Origin of the sequence: Streptomyces sp. WI03-4A (genome assembly GCF_033792105.1) — a bacterium.
GTDB lineage: Bacteria > Actinomycetota > Actinomycetes > Streptomycetales > Streptomycetaceae > Streptomyces > Streptomyces collinus_A.
This window is the reverse complement of record NZ_JARAUO010000022.1, coordinates 114,450-131,811: the sequence shown is the minus strand read 5'-3', so window position 1 is coordinate 131,811 and position 17,362 is coordinate 114,450. Positions and strand designations below refer to the sequence as shown.

Here is a 17,362-nt window from a genome sequence, read left to right as displayed (position 1 = left end):
CGCCGGGGCCGGGCCGTGGGCCCGCGCGGAAGCCGCCGGCCAGGAGGACGCGCACACCGACGCGGCCACCGGCACGGCCGGATCCGCTCCCGCGCCCTGCGCCGACGCCACCGGGACGGGCGGCCCCGCCTTCGAGGTGATCTACCTGCTGGAGGCCGAGGACACGGCCGTGGCCCGGCTGCGCGCCCGGCTCGACGCCCTCGGCGACTCCCTGGTCGTGGTCGGCGGTGACGGACTGTGGAACGTCCACGTGCACGTCGACGACGCGGGCGCCGCCGTGGAGGCGGGCGTCGAGGCGGGCCGGCCGCACCGGATCCGCATCACCCACTTCGGCCTCGGCGACGTGCACACCGGCGGCGAGCAGCCGCCCCGCGAGCGCGCCCAGCGGGCCGTCGTCGCCGTCGTGCCCGGCGAGGGCCTGGCCGGGCTCTACACCGAGGCCGGCGCGACCGCCGTCCTCGCCCGCCCCGGCGAGCCGCCCGCCAGCGGGGAACTCGTGCAGGCCGTACGGCGCGCCCACGCGCGCGAGGTCGTGCTGCTGCCCAACGACGCCGAGCTGCGCCACACGGCGGCGGCCGCGGCCGAGCAGGCCCGCGCCGAGGGCATCCGGGTGGCCCTGATCCCGACCCGCTCGGCGGTCCAGGGCATCGCCGCGCTCGCCGTCCACGAACCGGGACGCCGGTTCGACGAGGACGTCGTCCAGATGACCTCGGCGGCCGGCGCCACCCGGTACGCCGAGGTCGCCGTCGCCGAGCACCGGTCCTGGACCACGGCCGGCATCTGCCAGGCCGGGGACGTGCTGGGCCTGATCGACGGGGACGTGGCGGTGATCGGCCCGGACGTCGCCGCCACCGCCGTCACCGTCCTGGACCGCATGCTCCAGGCCGGCGGCGAGCTGGTCACCCTCGTGGTCGGCGACGAGGCGCCCGAGAGCGTCGCCGACCGCCTGGAGGCACGCGTGCGCGAGTCCTACCTCGCGGTGGACACCGTGGTCTACCGGGGCGGCCGGCAGGGGGCGCTGCTCCTCATCGGCGTGGAGTGAACCGGGGTCACGCCCCGGGCCGCGCCGGCCGGAGCAGCCGCTCCGCCTCGGCCCGCCGCGCCCGGACGGTCCCGTCCGCGGCGTCGGCGTCCTCGTAGGCCGCGAGCACACCCCGCGCGCGTGCCGCCGCGGCGGCGGGCCGGCCGAGGCCGGCCTCCAGCCTGCCGGCGGCGAGCTCCGCGCCCGTACGGCTGTGCAGCCCCTCGGCGCCGAGCGTGCCGAACAGCTCGGCCGCCCGGTCCAGCTGCGTCAGCGCGGCTTCGAGCGCCTCCCGCCCGGCTCCTTCGGCTGTTCCGGACCCCTCCGCCGTTCCAGCCCCTTCAGCCGCCTCTGCCGCCTCTGCCGCCAGGCGGGCCAGGAGGTCGCCGAACTGGCTGTGCGTGTTGCCGAGTTCCGCCACGAGCCGGTCCCGGTCCGCCGGGCCGGCGGCACCGTGCAGCGCCTCCTCACAGGCGTGCACCGCGTCCGCCATCAGCTCCCGCGCGCCCCGCTCCCCGGCCTCGCCGCGCAGCGCCAGCCAGGCGCGGGCGCGTATCGAGCGCACCAGGAAGACCGGGTTGCCCAGCCCCCGCCACAACTCGCCCGCGCGCGCGTAGGCACGGTCGGCCTCCTCCAGCAGGCCCGCGTTGCTCAGGGACTCGGCGGCGAGGTGGGCGAGCGTCGCGTGGTCCTGCTGCTCCGGCCACTGCCGGGCGATGTCGGCGGCCCGCAGCCGGCGTTCCGCGGCCTCGCGGTGCTCGCCCAGCTCGCCCAGGCAGTCCCCGAGCCACCACAGCGCCTGGACGACGGCCCCGTCGCCGTGCGTCTCCTCGGACAGGTCCGGCAGTGCCGACTCCAGCACCTCGGCGGCCTCCGCGTACCGCCCCTGGCGCAGCAGCAGCCCGCCGAGCTGGTGCCGGGCCCAGGCGCCCAGCGTGGCGCTCTCGCCCGCCTCGTCGGCCCAGTGCGCGGCCTCCAGGGCGTGCTCCGCCGCCTCGCCGGCCTCGCCGCGGCCACCGATCAGCTCCGCGAGCTGGAGGTTGAGCTGGGCGCGGCCGGCCGGCTCCACGTAGGGCCCGCCGTGCTCCAGGGCGGACCGCAGCGCCCGCTCGGCCCCGGCGGGGTCGCCGAGCCGGTGCGCCAGCGAGGCCGCCCCCACCTCGTGCTCCACCGCGTACCACGGCAGCCCGGCGGCCACGTACTCGGCGGCGGCCCGCCGGAGCAGCCGTACCGCCTCGGGTTCCTGCCCCGAGCGCCCGGCCAGCTCGGCGAGCATCGCCCGCGCCTCGGCCGACCGGGCGGCCGTCCGCACGTCGTCGCCGGTGCGCCCCTCGACCAGGGCCAGCACCTCCCGCACGGCCCGCTCGGCCTCGGCGAGCACCTCGCGCCCGCCCGTCCGCTGCCCCCGCGCGCCCAGGGCGTCCCTCGCGGGACCACCGGCCTCCGGGACCTCCTCGTGCACCCGGCGCATGAGGATCCGCGCCCGGCTCATCACCACCGACGCCGTCTGCCGCACCCCGGTGGCGCCCTCGGCGTACAGCGCGAGCACCTCGTCGTAGGGCCCGGCGACCGCCGCCAGCGCGGCGTCCACCTCACCCGTCAGCGCCCGCACGTGGGCCCCGCGCGCGCGTGCCGCCAGGGCCTCCCCGGGATCGCCCGCCTCCGCGTACAGCCCCGCGGCCCGCTCGAACAGGGCGAGGCCCTCGGGGCCGCGGGCCATCGCCTCGTGGTCCGCGACCTCCGCGCGGGCCCGCGGCTCCAGCTCGGTCCCCTCGGCGGCCCGCGCGACCGCCGCCCACGCCTCCAGCGCGCCCGGCCGCAGGGTCTCCGCGAGCCGCCGTGCCTCGGCGATCAGCGCCGGCAGGTCCGGCTGCCCGGGGAGCTCCGTCCGGCCGGCGGCCTCCGCTGCCGCCGGCGCGGTCACGGGCGCCTGGCGCGCCCTGCGGACCCCCAGCGGCAGCCGCTCCACCAGGGGCTCCTGGGCCATGCGGGCACGGGCGCGGTCACCGATGTGCGAGGTGCCGTTGCGCCCGTCGAACCGCGCGGCCAGTTCCAGCGCCTCCGCGCGCGCGTGGGCGCCCAGTTCCCGCGCGCTCCACGAACGCCCCGCCGGACCGGGAACCCCCTGCCCGCCCAGCCCCAGCGCCGACAGCCGGTCCATCAGCAGCGCGACCACGGCCAGGAAGTCCAGCCGGCTGCGCGGGTGCCCGGTGTCCGTGAAGTACGCCGGCCGCTCGGCCAGCAGTTCCAGACCGCGCGCCTCGTTCCCGGTCAGCGCGCAGAACTCCACGTGGTCCGCGTAGGCGCCCCGCATGCTCTCCATCGGGCGCACCAGACGGAAACCGCGCAGATGATGGGCGCGGGCCTCGTCCACGCGGCCCAGCCGCAGCAACGGCACCAGCGACGAGGCGAGCACCGTGTGCGGCTCGTGGGCGCAGCTGTACTCGCCCTCCAGCACCGGCCCCCACAGCCGCAGCGCCTCCTCGTCCCGGCCGCGCTCCACCTGCCAGGCGCCCTGCCCGTGCAGCTCGCAGGCGTGGCAGTCGGCCATCCGGTCCCGGTCCGCGGCCAGCCACGCGGCGTACGCACGCTCCGCCCGCGGCAGATCCCCGACGTGCGCGGCCACACTGAACTCCGCGCTGCGCACCGCCCGTTCCGAGTGCCCGGCGAGCCGGTAGCGGTGCTCCATCTCGCCGAGCCACTTCTCCACCGAGGCGAGCGGGATGTGCGGCTGGTCCAGCATGCCCGCCGACACCCACTTGAAGACCCAGTGCAGCGAGTGCGCCTCATACTCGTCGAAGTCCTCCGGCCGCTCGTCCCACATGCGCAGCAGCCGCGCGAACGGGACGAACATCCGGTCCTTCTCGGAGCTGTAGTTGTAGACCTTCAGCTGGTGCCCGAGGGCCTCGATCACAGCGAGCGGGACGTTCAGCCGCTCGGCCTCGACGAGCAGCTGCTCCGCGCGCGCGTTGCGCGCCGGACCCTCCGGCCGCTCGGAGTTCTCCGCCATCGCCCGGCGCAGCGCGTCGAAGTCGGTGATCTCGTCCATCAGCGACCGTTCTCCCCGTGAGTGGCCCACTCCAGAAGGCCGATGAACGCCCGGTTGAGCAGCGCGGAGTCGGCCGGCCTGAGCGGCCGCTGCGCCATCAGCAGGGCCTGCCCGTACAGCGACTCGGTCGCGGTGCCGATCAGCTCCCGGTCCCGCAGCGAACTGATCCGGCGGATCAGCGGGTTGAGGTGGTTGAGCACCAGACGCGCGCGCGGGGCGCTGCCGCGCAGCGACCCCAGGATGCCCGCCCACAGATCGTCCGCCTGCTCCTCCGCCTCGGCCCGCGCCTGCTCGTGCCGGGCCGCCCGGTCGTCCAGGTGCAGCGCCGGTACGGACAGCGGATGGAACGCGCGCAGTACGACGTCACAGCCCAGCGGGTCGAGCTTCGCGCGCGCGGCCGCGAGGAAACCGGCCAGCGCCAGCTCCTCGGCCGGGTCGACGGCGTCCAGGTGCGCGGTCACGGTGTCCGCGTCCAGCTCGGCGACCACCGTCCCCGGCCGCACCGACGGCAGCGCCTCGACCAGCTCGCTGTCGTACGTGTAACCGCCGTTCACCACCCCGACGCCCTGCGCCGCGGCGATCGGCGCGACCTGCCGGTACTCCTCGACCGTGCGCGTGAAGTGGATGACCGGGTGCCGCTGCGCGAACTCCTCCAGGGACAGCTGCCCGTCGGTCGTCTCGAACGGCAGCCACGGCAGCATCGTGCGCAGCATGTCCGCGTCGTGCCGGGCCAGGGACTTCACCCCCAGGTGGTGCACGGCGAGGAACGCGGAGAGCCGTTCCGGATCGCCGGCCGCGAGCCCGGTCAGCCAGGACCGAATCCTTTCGCCCAGCGCCTCCCGTACGGCCGCAAGGGTCTCGTCCTCGTACAGCGACTCCCGCGAGGCCGTGGGCCGCAGACTGTCGGTGTCCAGGACGCAGCGCACGAAGAACGCCCACTCGGGCAGCAACTGCTCCGCCCGCTCGGTGAGCAGCATGCCCTTCAGGTGCACGCGGTGCGTGGCCCGCTGCGCCGGACTCACCGCCGACGGCAGCACATGCGCCACCCCGCGGATCCCGGCCAGCGGCAGGTCCAGGTCGATCGAGTCCAGCGGGGAGAAGCCGAACAGCTCGTGGCAGTGCCGGGCCAGGGCCACCCTGCGCGCGGCCGGGCTCGGGTACGGCCGGTCCCAGGGCGCGGGCAGGTCCGTGACCGCCTCCTCGCCCACCCGGACGTCGTAGGGCAGCAGCGACCCGAAGTCCCGGGCCAGGGTGAGGACGCGCTCGGGCGACAGCCACTCGGCCGCGCCCGCCCGGGCCACCAGGTGCACGGTGGTGCCGGGCTCCGGCCGCGCCTCGTCCGGCAGGGTCCGCACGGTGTACGAGCCGTCGTCGCTCGCCGTCCACTCCACGGGCGGCGCCCCGGGCGTACGGGCGCTGCGGCTGACCACGCGGATCCGCTCGGCCACCACGAAGCAGGCCAGCAGGCCGATGCCGAACTGGCCGAGGAAGTCGGACCTGGCCTCCTGCAGGCCGTCCGCCCGCTTGGAACTGCGGCCGATGGTCGCCAGCAGGCTGTGCACGTCCGACTCGGTGAGCCCGACGCCGCTGTCCTCCACGCGCAGCGACCCGTCCGCCGCGTGCAGCCGCACCAGGGCGGGCGCGGAGGGTTCCTCGGCCCGTCGCGCGGTGATGGCGTCCACCGCGTTCTGCAGCAGCTCGCGCAGATAGACCTTGGGGCTGGAGTAGAGGTGATGGGAGAGCAGGTCCACCAGACCGCGCAGGTCGACCTGGAACGTGTGGGGTGACTGGGATGCCTGGGATGACTGTGAGGTCTGGGAGTCCATCGTCGCAGCGCCGGCGGGGGGAGCGTGCCTTCGGCGCGGGGTCGGGCGGTCCCGGGTGGGGCGGTGACCGCGGGGGATGGCCGGAGCGCGTCATCCTAGGGCCCCAACGGGCCACCTGACCAGCGGTTTCCCAGACGTTCACAGCATTCGGCGGCGAACGCGCAGGACGGCGTCTGCGGCATTGTCACCGCCGTGGTGTGCAATGGATCTCGTGCCCGCACTGGAAGAACCACTGAAACAGCCACTGAAGTCAGTGCTCGGCCCCGCCACCGCGAAGGTGATGGCCGAGCACCTCGGCCTGCACACCGTGGGCGACCTCCTGCACCACTACCCGCGCCGGTACGAGGAGCGCGGCCAGCTCACCCACCTCGCCGACCTCCCCATGGACGAGCACGTCACGGTGGTCGCCCAGGTCGCCGACGCCCGCCTGCACTCCTTCGCCTCCGCCAAGGCGCCCCGGGGCAAGGGCCAGCGCCTGGAGGTCACGATCACCGACGGCAGCGGCCGGCTCCAACTGGTCTTCTTCGGCAACGGCGTGCACAAGCCCCACAAGGAGCTGCTGCCCGGGACCCGCGCCATGTTCGCCGGCAAGGTCTCCGTCTTCAACCGCCGTCTCCAACTCGCCCACCCTGCCTACGAACTGCTGAAGGGCGACAGCGAGGAGGCCGTCGAGACCTGGGCGGGCACACTCATCCCGATCTACCCCGCCACCGCGAAGCTGGAGTCCTGGAAGATCGGCAAGGCCGTGCAGACGGTCCTGCCCAGCGCCCAGGAGGCCGTCGACCCGCTGCCCGCCTCCCTCCGCGAGGGCCGGGGCCTGGTCACCCTCCCCGAGGCGCTGCTCAAGATCCACCGCCCGCACACCAAGGCCGACATCGCCGACGCCCGCGCCCGCCTGAAGTGGGACGAGGCGTTCGTCCTCCAAGTGGCCCTGGCCCGCCGCCGCCACGCCGACACCCAGCTCCCGGCCGTCCCCCGCACCGCCCGCCCGGACGGCATCCTCACGGCCTTCGACGACCGCCTCCCCTTCACCCTCACCGACGGCCAGAAGAAGGTCTCCACCGAGATCTTCACCGACCTCGCCACCGACCACCCGATGCACCGCCTGCTCCAGGGGGAGGTGGGAAGCGGGAAGACGATGGTGGCCCTGCGCGCCATGCTCGCCGTGGTCGATGCCGGCGGTCAGGCCGCCATGCTCGCGCCCACCGAGGTGCTCGCGCAGCAGCACCACCGGTCGGTCACCGAGATGATGGGCGAGCTCGCCGAGGGCGGGATGCTGGGCGGCGCCGAGCACGGCACCAAGGTGGTCCTGCTCACCGGGTCCATGGGGGCCGCCGCCCGCCGACAGGCGCTGCTCGACCTCGTCACCGGGGAGGCCGGCATCGTGATCGGCACCCACGCGCTGATCGAGGACAAGGTGCAGTTCCACGACCTCGGCCTCGTCGTCGTGGACGAGCAGCACCGCTTCGGCGTCGAGCAGCGCGACGCCTTGCGCGGCAAGGGCAAACAGCCGCCGCACCTGCTGGTCATGACCGCCACCCCCATTCCCCGCACGGTCGCCATGACCGTCTTCGGCGACCTGGAGACCTCGGTCCTCGACCAGCTCCCGGCCGGCCGCTCCCCGATCGCCACCCACGTGGTCCCCGCCGCCGACAAGCCCCACTTCCTGGCCCGCGCCTGGGAGCGGGTGCGCGAGGAGGTGGCGGGCGGCCACCAGGCGTACGTCGTCTGCCCCCGGATCGGTGACGACACCGACGAGGCGGACGACCCGAAGAAAGCGCGGAAGTCCCCCGAGGACGAGGCGGAGAAGCGGCCGCCGCTCGCCGTCCTCGACATCGCCGAGCAGCTCGGCCGCGGCCCCCTCCGGGGACTTCGGGTCGAGGTCCTGCACGGCAGGATGCACCCCGACGACAAGGACGCGGTGATGCGCCGCTTCGCCGCGGGCGAGACCGACGTCCTGGTCGCCACCACGGTCATCGAGGTCGGTGTCAACGTCCCCAACGCCACGGCCATGGTCATCATGGACGCCGACCGCTTCGGCGTCTCCCAGCTCCACCAGCTCCGCGGCCGGGTGGGCCGTGGCGCGGCACCCGGACTCTGTCTCCTGGTCAGCGAGATGCCCGAGGCGAGCGCGGCCCGCCAGCGGCTGAACGCCGTCGCCTCCACCCTCGACGGCTTCGAGCTCTCCCGCATCGACCTCGAACAGCGCCGCGAGGGCGACGTCCTCGGCCAGGCGCAGTCCGGCGTCCGCTCCAGTCTGCGGGTCCTCGCGGTCATCGAGGACGAGGAGGTCATCGCGGAGGCCCGGGAGGAGGCGGCGGCGCTGGTGGCGGCCGATCCGGAGCTGGAGCGGCTGCCGGGCCTGCGGACGGCCCTGGACGCCCTGCTGGACGAGGAACGGGAGCAGTACCTGGAGAAGGGCTGAGCCGCCGCACCCCGGCAGGGGCGCGGGGACTCGGGCGACCGGCCACAATGAACGAAAAGCCGCCCACGAAGAAGGACCCCACATGACCCGCGTGATCGCCGGCCGGGCCGGCGGACGGCGCCTGTCCGTACCCCCGGGCACCGGAACCCGCCCCACCTCCGACCGCGCACGCGAGGGCCTCTTCTCCACCTGGCAGTCCCTCCTCGGCGGCCCCCTGGACGGCGAACGCGTCCTCGACCTCTACGCCGGCTCCGGAGCCGTGGGCCTCGAGGCCCTCTCCCGGGGCGCGAGCCACACGCTGCTGGTCGAGGCCGACGCCCGTGCGGCGCGGACCGTCCGGGAGAACGTGCGGAACCTGGGCCTGCCCGGCGCCGAGGTGCGGGCGGGCAAAGCGGAACAAGTCATCCGTACCGCACCGCCCGCCGAGCCCTACGACCTTGTCTTCCTCGACCCCCCGTACGTGGTCACAGATCACGATCTTCGCGAGATCCTGCTCACACTCCGCTCGGAGGGCTGGCTCGCCGAGCAAGCGCTCGTCACCGTGGAGCGCAGCACCAGAGGCGGTGAATTCCGCTGGCCCGACGGCTTCGAGCCGATCCGGGCCCGCCGTTACGGCGAGGGAACGTTTTGGTACGGTCGCGCCGCCTCTACGTGCGAAGACGCACGATGACCGGACCGGAGAGCGAGGGATCACTAGTGCGCCGCGCCGTCTGTCCCGGGTCGTTCGACCCGATCACCAACGGACACCTCGACATCATCGCCCGCGCCTCCCGTCTGTACGACGAGGTGTACGTCGCGGTGATGATCAACCAGTCCAAGAAGGGCCTGTTCGAGATCGAGGAGCGGATCGAGCTGATCCGCGAGGTCACCGCCGAGTACGGCAACGTCCGTGTCGAGGCCTTCCACGGCCTGCTCGTCGACTTCTGCAAGCAGCGCGACATCCCCGCCATCGTCAAGGGCCTGCGCGCCGTCAGCGACTTCGACTACGAACTCCAGATGGCCCAGATGAACAACGGCCTCACCGGCGTCGAGACGCTGTTCGTGCCGACCAACCCGACGTACAGCTTCCTGTCCTCCTCGCTCGTCAAGGAGGTCGCGGCCTGGGGCGGCGACGTCTCCCACCTCGTGCCCGCGCCCGTCCTCGAGGCCCTCAACGGGCGTCTGCGCAAGGACTGAACGGGCTACAGTCGTCCCGTCCGTCTCCAACACAGCGGTAGAGAGTGGCGAGCACAGGTGGACGTCCAGAAGAAGCTCGACGAGATCGTCTCCACGGTCTCCGGCGCCCGGTCCATGCCGATGTCGGCCTCGTGCGTGGTCAACCGCGCCGAACTGCTCGCGTTGCTCGAAGAGGTGCGCCAGGCGCTGCCGGGTTCCCTCGCGCAGGCGCAGGAGCTGATCGGCGACCGCGAGCAGATGGTCGAGCAGGCCCGCATGGAGGCCGGCCGGATCATCGAGAGCGCGCACGCGGAGCGCGGCTCGCTGATCTCCGACACCGAGATCGCGCGCCGCTCCCAGGCCGAGGCGGACCGGATCCTCGACGAGGCCCGCCGGGAGGCCGAGGAGGTCCGCGCCGACGCCGACGACTACGTCGACTCCAAGCTCGCCAACTTCGAGGTCGTGCTCACCAAGACCCTCGGCTCGGTCGGCCGCGGCCGCGAGAAGCTGCTCGGCACGGGCCCCGGTCTCGACGAGAACGGCTACGAGGACGAGGACGCCCCCGAGCGCAGCCAGGACCCGGAGACCCTGCGCCACAACGCCGACGCGTACGTCGACGCCAAGCTGGGCGCCTTCGAGGCGGTCCTCGCCAAGACCCTGGAGGCGGTGGGCCGCGGCCGGCAGAAGCTGCACGGCCGGATCGCCACCGACGACCTGGGCGCCCTCGCCGACGACACCACGACCTTCCAGCACTCCAGCGACGCGGACTACCTCGCCGACCTCGCGTCCCTCGCGGACACCCCGGCCGAGCGCCCGGCACCGGCCCAGCAGCCGAGCCGGCCCGAACCGCCGGCGCAGCCGTCGTACGAGCCGCAGCCCGCCTACTCCTCCACCTTCGACTACGCTCCGGCGGGAGGTGCCCCCCTCCAGCAGCCCGACCCGTACGCGGGCTTCCCGCAGCAGCCGGACTACGCCCAGCAGGACCCGTACGGCTACCAGCAGGCCGACCCCTACGCGGCCGGCTACGCGCAGGCCGCCGACGGCTCCTTCCAGGGGTACGACCAGCAGCAGGCGGCCTACGACCCGCAGCAGGCGCAGCAGCAGCCGGCGCACCAGTCCGCGCCGGGCTACGCCCTCGACGAGACCAGCCTGTTCGACACCAGCATGATCAGCGCGGAGCAGCTGCGCGCGTACGAACAGGGCCGGGGACTGTAGCCGCGACGGCGGGACGACCACCGGATTGGGCCCTGAGCGAAAGGTCCAGTATCCTGGCTGTTCGGTCGCGCCTACGTCCGCGATCACCGCTGCCCGGACACCGCGGGCGGCGGCCCTCCGAGTTCGAAGATCGAAAGCAGGAATGGCTTCCCACGCTCGCCTCGACCACCGCAACCCCCTCGTGTTCGACACACACGAGCTGGGTCGGCGTCCTGGCGCGCTGCAGCGCCTGAACCGCACGATCGACGCTCCCGCCGATCTCGGCATCCAGGGGGTCATCGGAGTGCCGGAAGGCGCGCCGGTGGAGCTCGAACTCCGGCTCGAGTCGGTCATGGAAGGGGTGCTCGTCACAGGCACCGCCCGTGCACAGGCCGAGGGGGAGTGCGTAAGGTGTCTGGAGCCGGTCGGGCTGGAGCTCGAAGCGGACTTCCAGGAGCTGTTCTCGTACCCTGACGCCGACGACCGGGGCCGCGTGATCGCGGAACCGGGCGACGACGCCGAGGACGACGAGGACAGGTTCCACCTCGAGGACGGCTTGTTCGACCTCGAACCTCTGCTGCGCGATGCGGTGGTGCTCGCACTGCCGATGCAGCCGGTGTGCCAGGAAGACTGCCCGGGCCTGTGCTCCGAGTGCGGAGCGCGGCTCGCGGACGACCGGGACCACCATCACGACGCCGTCGACATTCGTTGGGCGGCTTTGCAGGGACTCGCCGGTTCACTCGAAGACGGCGAGAAGGACGAGATGAGCGGCGCTGACGCGGAAGCGGGCGTCGACGAGAAGCAGGAGAAGTAGCCGTGGCTGTTCCGAAGCGGAAGATGTCGCGCAGCAACACGCGCCACCGCCGGTCGCAGTGGAAGGCTGCGGTCCCCACCCTGGTTGCGTGCGAGCGCTGCCACGAGCCCAAGCTGCAGCACATCGCGTGCCCGTCTTGCGGCACCTACAACAAGCGCCAGGTCCTCGAAGTCTGAGCGGGCTGGTGAGAGGCACTGTGTCCAGTCCCAAGAAGGCGGAAGACGCCCCGGCGGACGCACCCGCCAAGAAGAAATTGGACAACCAGGCCTCGTCCCACACGCTTCTGGAAGGGCGGCTCGGCTACCACGTCGAGTCCGCCCTTCTGGTGCGTGCGCTGACCCACCGTTCCTACGCGTACGAGAACGGCGGTCTGCCGACGAACGAGCGGCTGGAGTTCCTGGGTGACTCCGTCCTCGGTCTCGTCGTCACGGACACGCTGTACCGCACCCACCCCGATCTCCCCGAGGGCCAGCTGGCCAAGCTTCGGGCCGCGGTGGTCAACTCGCGTGCGCTGGCGGAAGTGGGTCGCGGTCTCGACCTGGGCGCCTTCATCCGGCTCGGCCGGGGTGAAGAGGGCACGGGCGGCCGGGACAAGGCGTCCATCCTTGCCGACACCCTAGAAGCGGTGATCGGCGCGGTCTATCTCGATCAGGGCCTCGACGCGGCCTCCGAACTGGTGCACCGCCTGTTCGACCCGCTGATCGAGAAGTCCTCGAACCTCGGAGCCGGCCTGGACTGGAAGACCAGTCTCCAGGAGCTCACCGCGATCGAGGGGCTCGGCGTGCCCGAGTACCTGGTCACGGAGACCGGCCCCGACCACGAGAAGATCTTCACTGCTGCCGCCCGCGTCGGAGGCGTCTCGTACGGCACCGGCACCGGCCGCAGCAAGAAAGAGGCGGAGCAGCAGGCCGCCGAGTCCGCGTGGCGGTCCATCCGGGCCGCGGCGGACGAGCGGGCCAAGGCGGCCAAGGAGGCCGCCGAGGACGACACGTCGTCCGCGCCCGCCTGATCCGAGCACCACCCGAGCGCCCGCCCGGAGTCTCCACTCCGGGCGGGCGCTCGGTTCGTCCCACCGGTCCGTACGGGGGTTGTCGATGCCTGAGTTGCCCGAGGTCGAGGTCGTCCGGCGCGGCCTGGAGCGGTGGGTCGCCCACCGCACGGTCGCGGACGTCGAGGTGCTGCACCCGCGCGCCGTGCGCCGGCACGTCGCGGGCGCCGACGACTTCGCGCACCGCCTCAAGGGCCACCACATCGGCACGCCCAGCCGGCGCGGCAAGTACCTGTGGCTGCCGCTGGAGGAGACCAACCAGTCCGTCCTGGCCCACCTCGGCATGAGCGGCCAGCTGCTGGTGCAGCAGCATCAGGCGCCGGACGAGAAGCACCTGCGCATCCGGGTCCGGTTCGCCGACGGCCTCGGCACCGAACTGCGCTTCGTGGACCAGCGCACCTTCGGCGGTCTGTCGCTGCACGACAACACCCCCGAGGGCCTGCCCGACGTCATCGCGCACATCGCCCGCGACCCCCTCGACCCGCTGTTCGACGACGAGGCGTTCGCCGTCGCGCTGCGCCGCAAGCGGACCACCGTCAAGCGGGCCCTGCTCGACCAGTCGCTGATCAGCGGGGTCGGCAACATCTACGCGGACGAGGCGCTGTGGCGGGCGCGCATCCACTACGAACGCCCGACGGCGAACCTCACCCGCCCGGTCACGGCCGGGCTGCTCGGTCACGTCCGGGACGTGATGAACGCGGCGCTGGCCGTCGGCGGCACCAGCTTCGACAGCCTGTACGTCAACGTCAACGGGGAGTCGGGCTACTTCGACCGGTCCCTGGACGCGTACGGGCGTGAGGGCCTGCCCTGCAAGCGGTGCGGCACGCCGATGCGGCGCCGGCCCTGGATGAACCGGTCCAGCTACTTCTGCCCGAAGTGTCAGAGGCCGCCGCGCGTCCCGTCGTAACGGACGCGGGCCGCGAGCACGTCGTCCATGGAGCCCTCCACGCAGTGGATGAGGGCGAGCAGCCGCTCGGCGACCTGGCGGCCCAGGGGGGTCAGTTCGTAGTCGACACGGGGCGGGTTGGTCGGCTGCGCCTCGCGGTGCACCAGACCGTCGCGCTCCAGCGCGTGCAGGGTCTGCGACAGCATCTTCTCGCTCACGCCGTCGATCCGGCGGCGCAGCTCGTTGAAGCGCAGTGAGCCCTCGTACAGCGCGCCGAGCGTCAGTCCGCCCCAGCGGCCCGTGACGTGCTCCAGTGTGCCGCGCGACGGGCAGGCCTTCGCGAACACGTTGTACGCGAGGTCGTCCTGCTCCGGCTGCTCCTCGGTGATCCCGCTCATAGCACAAGCGTACGCGAGCGCAGCGCTGACCGACAGGTTGCACTAACCAGAAGTTAGTGCTTTCCTTTTGTCAGTGCCTTTGAGCTGCCCATCCGGGCGGCCTCAGTGCCACGTTCCGTCTTCCGTGCGTTCGAGGAGCCTCATCGTGACCACCCCTGTCGTGTCCATCGCCTACCACTCCGGTTACGGCCACACCGCCGTGCTCGCCGAGGCCGTGCGCGCGGGCGCCGCCGACGCCGGTGCCGAGGTGCACCTGATCGACGTCGCCGAGATCACCGACGAGCAGTGGGAGACGCTCGACCGCTCCGACGCGATCGTCTTCGGCTCGCCCACCTACATGGGCACCGCGTCCGGCGCCTTCCACGTCTTCGCCGAGGCCTCCTCCAAGCGCTGGTTCGGCCAGGACTGGAAGGACAAGCTGGCCGCCGGCTTCACCAACTCCGGCTCCAAGAGCGGCGACAAGCTGCACACCCTGCAGTTCTTCCAGATCCTCGCGGGCCAGCACGGCATGCACTGGATCAACCTCGGCCTGCACCCCGGCTGGAACAGCAGCGAGGCGTCCGAGCACGACCTCAACCGCCTCGGCGTCTTCGCCGGCGCCGCCGCCCAGACCAACGTCGACGAGGGCCCGGACGCCGTCCACAAGGCGGACATCGCCACCGCCGAACACCTCGGCCGCCGGGTCACCGAAACGGCCCGCACCTTCACCCGGGGCCGCGCCGCCGCGTAACGCGCGGGCAGGAGCGGGGCCGGGCGGAGGCGCCCGCCCTCAGGCGTCGGCGATCCGCAGTTCACACCCCGCGACACCGTCCGACGCGAAGAGCAGGAGCCGTTCCCCCTCCTCCTCGAGTTCGGCGCGACGGCGCCCGCTCACCGGTTGGAAAAGCTGGACGTCGAGCGTCGTGGCCCCGCGTGCCCCCTCGGTCCGCCACATCCCGGCGACGAACCCGTCGACGAGGATCGTCCCGGGAATCAGGCCGTTCTTCGTGGCGATGGCCTTGCGGTGCTCGTCGCTGATGATCCGGGTACGGTCCGCGTGGGACAGGATCGCGTTGTCGTAGGGGGCCAGGTACCGCACCGGCGCGGGCGTGCCGGCGTCCGGCCGCGGTGCGCCGGGCGGATCCCACAGCTCCCGTCCGTCCTCGTCGCGGAAGGAGACCAGGCGCGGGCGCAGGCGCTCGATCACCGCGCGCAGCCGGGTGAGCCCGGACCACGCCTGGACGTCCTTGACGGTGGCGGGGCCGAACGCCGTCAGGTAACGCAGGACCAGGGAGTCCAGGTCTGGCTCGGGGTCGAGTGGGGCGCCGAGCCAGTCCTCCGCCGTGGCGTACGTCGTCTGCCCGCTCAGGCCCCACACGCCGCGGGGCGGTGTCTGGACGACCGGCAGCAGATTGCGTACGACGTTGCCCAGCGCGGCGGCGGGACGGTCGGGCCAGGTCTCCCGCAGGGCGGCGCTCAGGTCGCCGACGGTCAGCGGGGACCGTTCCAGGAGCACCCGCCCGGCCGCCGCGACCTCGGCCGGATCCAGCCCGTCGAGATCCCTGCCGAAGGTGGTGGCCAGACTCCGTTCCATGAACGGCTGGAGACAGGGCCGGAGCCGGCGGCAGTCGGCGGCGGTGACCAGATGGATGGTGCCCCGCATCAGCGCGATCCGCACGGCCCGCCGCTCGGTGAGCAGACCGGCCAGCTCCGCGGGACGAAAGTCCGCCAGCCGGGTCCACAGGCCGAAGTACGGCGGCATGGGCGCCTGCGCCTGCAGCCCCACGAGCCGCTCCAGCGCCTCCTCCACCGGCATCGCCCGCCGCGCCAGCAGCGACTGACGCGCCAGAAAGGCCCGGTTGAGAGCCCGCCGATCGAGCACACCGGCGGGCGGGGGTGAAGTGACTGCCATCTGACCTCTCACTCCAGGAGAACGGACAGCGCGCACGCGCTACGGCACTTCTACCCGTCCGCTCCCCGGGAGGCGGGGGAGAGCGTCAAGTCTTCGGGCGAGGCCCCAGGACGGCCCGAGCGGCGCCGTAGGGGCTGACCTGCGGGAATCTCAGTAACCGAAGTCCTGGGTCCACCAAGGGCCGCCGGCGCCGAAGTGGACGCCGACTCCCAGGGTCTTGAAGTCGCAGTTCAGTATGTTGGCGCGGTGGCCGGGGCTGTTCATCCACGCGGCCATCACGGCCGCCGCGTCCGCCTGGCCGCGGGCTATGTTCTCGCCGCCGAGGTCGGTGACGCCGGCCTTCGCCGCCCGGTCCCACGGGGAGGCCCCGTCGGGGTCGGTGTGGTCGAAGAAGTCCCGCGCGGCCATGTCGCCACTGAAGGTCTCGGCCAGCTTGGACAGCGAGGAGTTCGCCGCCAGCGCGCTGCACCCGACCTTGGCCCGCTCCTCGTTGACGAGCTTCAGCACCTCCGCCTCGGCGGCGTTCTCGCGCGAGACCGTCACCGGGGGCGTGCTCGCCGTGGGCGCCTTGCTCGCCGTACGGGAGGGTGCGGGCGCGGCCGCCGTGCCGGCCGGAGCCGGCCTCCTGGAGGCCGGCCTCGACGGCGCCTCGGTGGGCGTCTTCGTCGGTGTCTTGGTGGCCGTCTTCGTCGGGGAGGGGGACGTCGAGGCGGACCTGGAGGCGGAGGCGGACCTGGAGGCGGAGGCCGACGGCTTCGGCGTCGCGGACGGCGAGGCCGGGTGGCGGGTGGCGCCGCTGGTGGCCGAGCCGCCGGTCGGCCCGGTCGCGGTGCCGGAAGTGCCGCCTTGCTCGGCGGCCGTGTTGCTGGGGGAGGCCCCGGCCGGTATCCGGTCGCCGCCCGTGGTGTGGGTGGCGCCGCCGAGCTGGTAGTTCTGCAGGCCGGGCACCATGCCGGTGGCCACCGCGGCCGTACCCGCGAGCGCCACGGCGGCGGATATCCCGAGCAGGCTGCTGCGCACCGGCCTCGCGGCCTTCTTGCGGCGCCCGTGACCGTCGGACGGGTCGCCGTCCGACGCGAAGTCGTTCCAGTCGGAGGGGTCGCCGTGCGGCGCGAAACCGAACGTCCGGGAGTCGTCCGTCCCGAAACCGTCCGTGGCGGATTCGTTCGCCCTGAAGGCGCTCGCCCCGAAGTGGTCGCCGTCCGGTGCGAAGTCGTCTCCGGCGGGGCGGCCGTCGGGCGGCGTGACGCCGTTCCCGTCGGGGGACGGCGACGGCTCGTCGCCGGTCGCGTACAGGTACGCCGTGCTCGCGGCGTTGGTCTCGGCGTACGCCTCCGGGTTCAGGTACGGCGCGATGCCCCTGGGCCGCTCACCCGCGGAGGAGTCCAGTGGGTGCTCGCCGCCCGTGACCGAGTCGTACGTGTGCGTGACCCCCGTGGCGCGGCCCTTGGCGGCGCGGCCGGCGGCGGAGCGTCGGTGGCGTCCCATGCCCTTGCCCTCTTCCTCGTCCGCGGTCGACCCGGTGCCCTTGTGGCGGTGACTCCCTCTGGCCAACCGAACTCACTCGATCGAGCGAGTTTCATATGAGATTCATTGGTTTTGGACGGTACCGCATCGCCCTGAGGCGGGATGTGTCCCAGACGACACCGGCCGGT

At 73.2% G+C, this 17,362-nt stretch carries 14 protein-coding genes and 1 pseudogene; 10 read left to right on the top strand and 5 right to left on the bottom strand.

The window, feature by feature from the left end:
* A pseudogene (locus PV343_RS22600) lies at nt 1–1,042 on the top strand (dihydroxyacetone kinase); the annotation flags it as partial.
* A 7-nt stretch (nt 1,043–1,049) separates the two neighbouring features.
* Here the strand turns inward: PV343_RS22600 and PV343_RS22595 are convergent.
* On the bottom strand, nt 1,050–4,070 hold the full coding sequence (locus PV343_RS22595) for a tetratricopeptide repeat protein (protein WP_319148773.1): 3,021 nt from the start codon (nt 4,068–4,070) through the stop codon (nt 1,050–1,052).
* Entirely contained in the window at nt 4,070–5,896 is a 1,827-nt protein-coding gene (locus PV343_RS22590; protein WP_319148772.1) for an HSP90 family protein, read from the bottom strand. Before PV343_RS22590 ends, PV343_RS22595 begins: the two co-directional genes overlap by 1 nt.
* A 202-nt stretch (nt 5,897–6,098) precedes the next feature.
* Here PV343_RS22590 and recG point away from each other — a divergent pair, with 202 nt between their 5' ends.
* The 8 genes from recG (at nt 6,099) to mutM (ending at nt 13,439) form a co-directional block, all read left to right on the top strand.
* Nucleotides 6,099–8,321, top strand: coding sequence for an ATP-dependent DNA helicase RecG (gene recG, locus PV343_RS22585; protein ID WP_319148771.1), 2,223 nt, complete (start codon nt 6,099–6,101; stop codon nt 8,319–8,321).
* Between the two features lie 82 nt (nt 8,322–8,403).
* Nucleotides 8,404–8,991 carry a 16S rRNA (guanine(966)-N(2))-methyltransferase RsmD gene (gene rsmD, locus PV343_RS22580; protein ID WP_319148770.1) on the top strand — a complete coding sequence of 196 codons (588 nt, stop codon included), beginning with the start codon at nt 8,404–8,406 and terminating at the stop codon, nt 8,989–8,991.
* 26 nt (nt 8,992–9,017) lie between these two features.
* Nucleotides 9,018–9,497 carry a pantetheine-phosphate adenylyltransferase gene (gene coaD, locus PV343_RS22575; RefSeq protein ID WP_317447965.1) on the top strand — a complete coding sequence of 160 codons (480 nt, stop codon included), beginning with the start codon at nt 9,018–9,020 and terminating at the stop codon, nt 9,495–9,497.
* 57 nt (nt 9,498–9,554) lie between these two features.
* Nucleotides 9,555–10,691, top strand: coding sequence for an ATP synthase F0 subunit B (locus PV343_RS22570; RefSeq protein ID WP_319148769.1), 1,137 nt, complete (start codon nt 9,555–9,557; stop codon nt 10,689–10,691).
* Nucleotides 10,692–10,833: 142 nt separating this feature from the next.
* Nucleotides 10,834–11,484: a YceD family protein gene (locus tag PV343_RS22565; RefSeq protein ID WP_319148768.1), complete on the top strand. Its 651-nt coding sequence runs from the start codon at nt 10,834–10,836 to the stop codon at nt 11,482–11,484.
* A 2-nt stretch (nt 11,485–11,486) separates the two neighbouring features.
* Nucleotides 11,487–11,660: a 50S ribosomal protein L32 gene (rpmF, locus tag PV343_RS22560; protein WP_007493396.1), complete on the top strand. Its 174-nt coding sequence runs from the start codon at nt 11,487–11,489 to the stop codon at nt 11,658–11,660.
* 8 nt (nt 11,661–11,668) lie between these two features.
* On the top strand, nt 11,669–12,493 hold the full coding sequence (gene rnc / locus PV343_RS22555) for a ribonuclease III (RefSeq protein WP_193384500.1): 825 nt from the start codon (nt 11,669–11,671) through the stop codon (nt 12,491–12,493).
* An 85-nt stretch (nt 12,494–12,578) separates the two neighbouring features.
* Nucleotides 12,579–13,439 carry a bifunctional DNA-formamidopyrimidine glycosylase/DNA-(apurinic or apyrimidinic site) lyase gene (gene mutM, locus PV343_RS22550; RefSeq protein WP_319148767.1) on the top strand — a complete coding sequence of 287 codons (861 nt, stop codon included), beginning with the start codon at nt 12,579–12,581 and terminating at the stop codon, nt 13,437–13,439.
* On the opposite strand, the gene PV343_RS22545 is transcribed toward mutM, so the two are convergent.
* Nucleotides 13,412–13,816, bottom strand: coding sequence for a winged helix-turn-helix transcriptional regulator (locus tag PV343_RS22545; RefSeq protein ID WP_319148766.1), 405 nt, complete (start codon nt 13,814–13,816; stop codon nt 13,412–13,414). The two genes, mutM and PV343_RS22545, sit on opposite strands and share 28 nt — an antisense overlap.
* A gap of 145 nt (nt 13,817–13,961) precedes the next feature.
* Between PV343_RS22545 and PV343_RS22540 the strand changes: the two genes are divergently transcribed.
* Nucleotides 13,962–14,546 (top strand): flavodoxin family protein, encoded by a 585-nt coding sequence (locus tag PV343_RS22540; protein WP_319148765.1) that lies wholly within the window; start codon nt 13,962–13,964, stop codon nt 14,544–14,546.
* A 39-nt stretch (nt 14,547–14,585) separates the two neighbouring features.
* Here PV343_RS22540 and PV343_RS22535 read toward each other — a convergent pair whose 3' ends face one another.
* Both PV343_RS22535 and PV343_RS22530 read right to left on the bottom strand, forming a co-directional pair.
* A complete protein-coding gene (locus tag PV343_RS22535) occupies nt 14,586–15,707 on the bottom strand; it encodes a winged helix DNA-binding domain-containing protein (RefSeq protein WP_319148764.1) in 1,122 nt (373 codons plus the stop codon).
* A 150-nt stretch (nt 15,708–15,857) separates the two neighbouring features.
* A complete protein-coding gene (locus PV343_RS22530) occupies nt 15,858–17,195 on the bottom strand; it encodes a CAP domain-containing protein (protein ID WP_319148763.1) in 1,338 nt (445 codons plus the stop codon).
* Between the last annotated feature and the right edge of the window lie 167 nt (nt 17,196–17,362).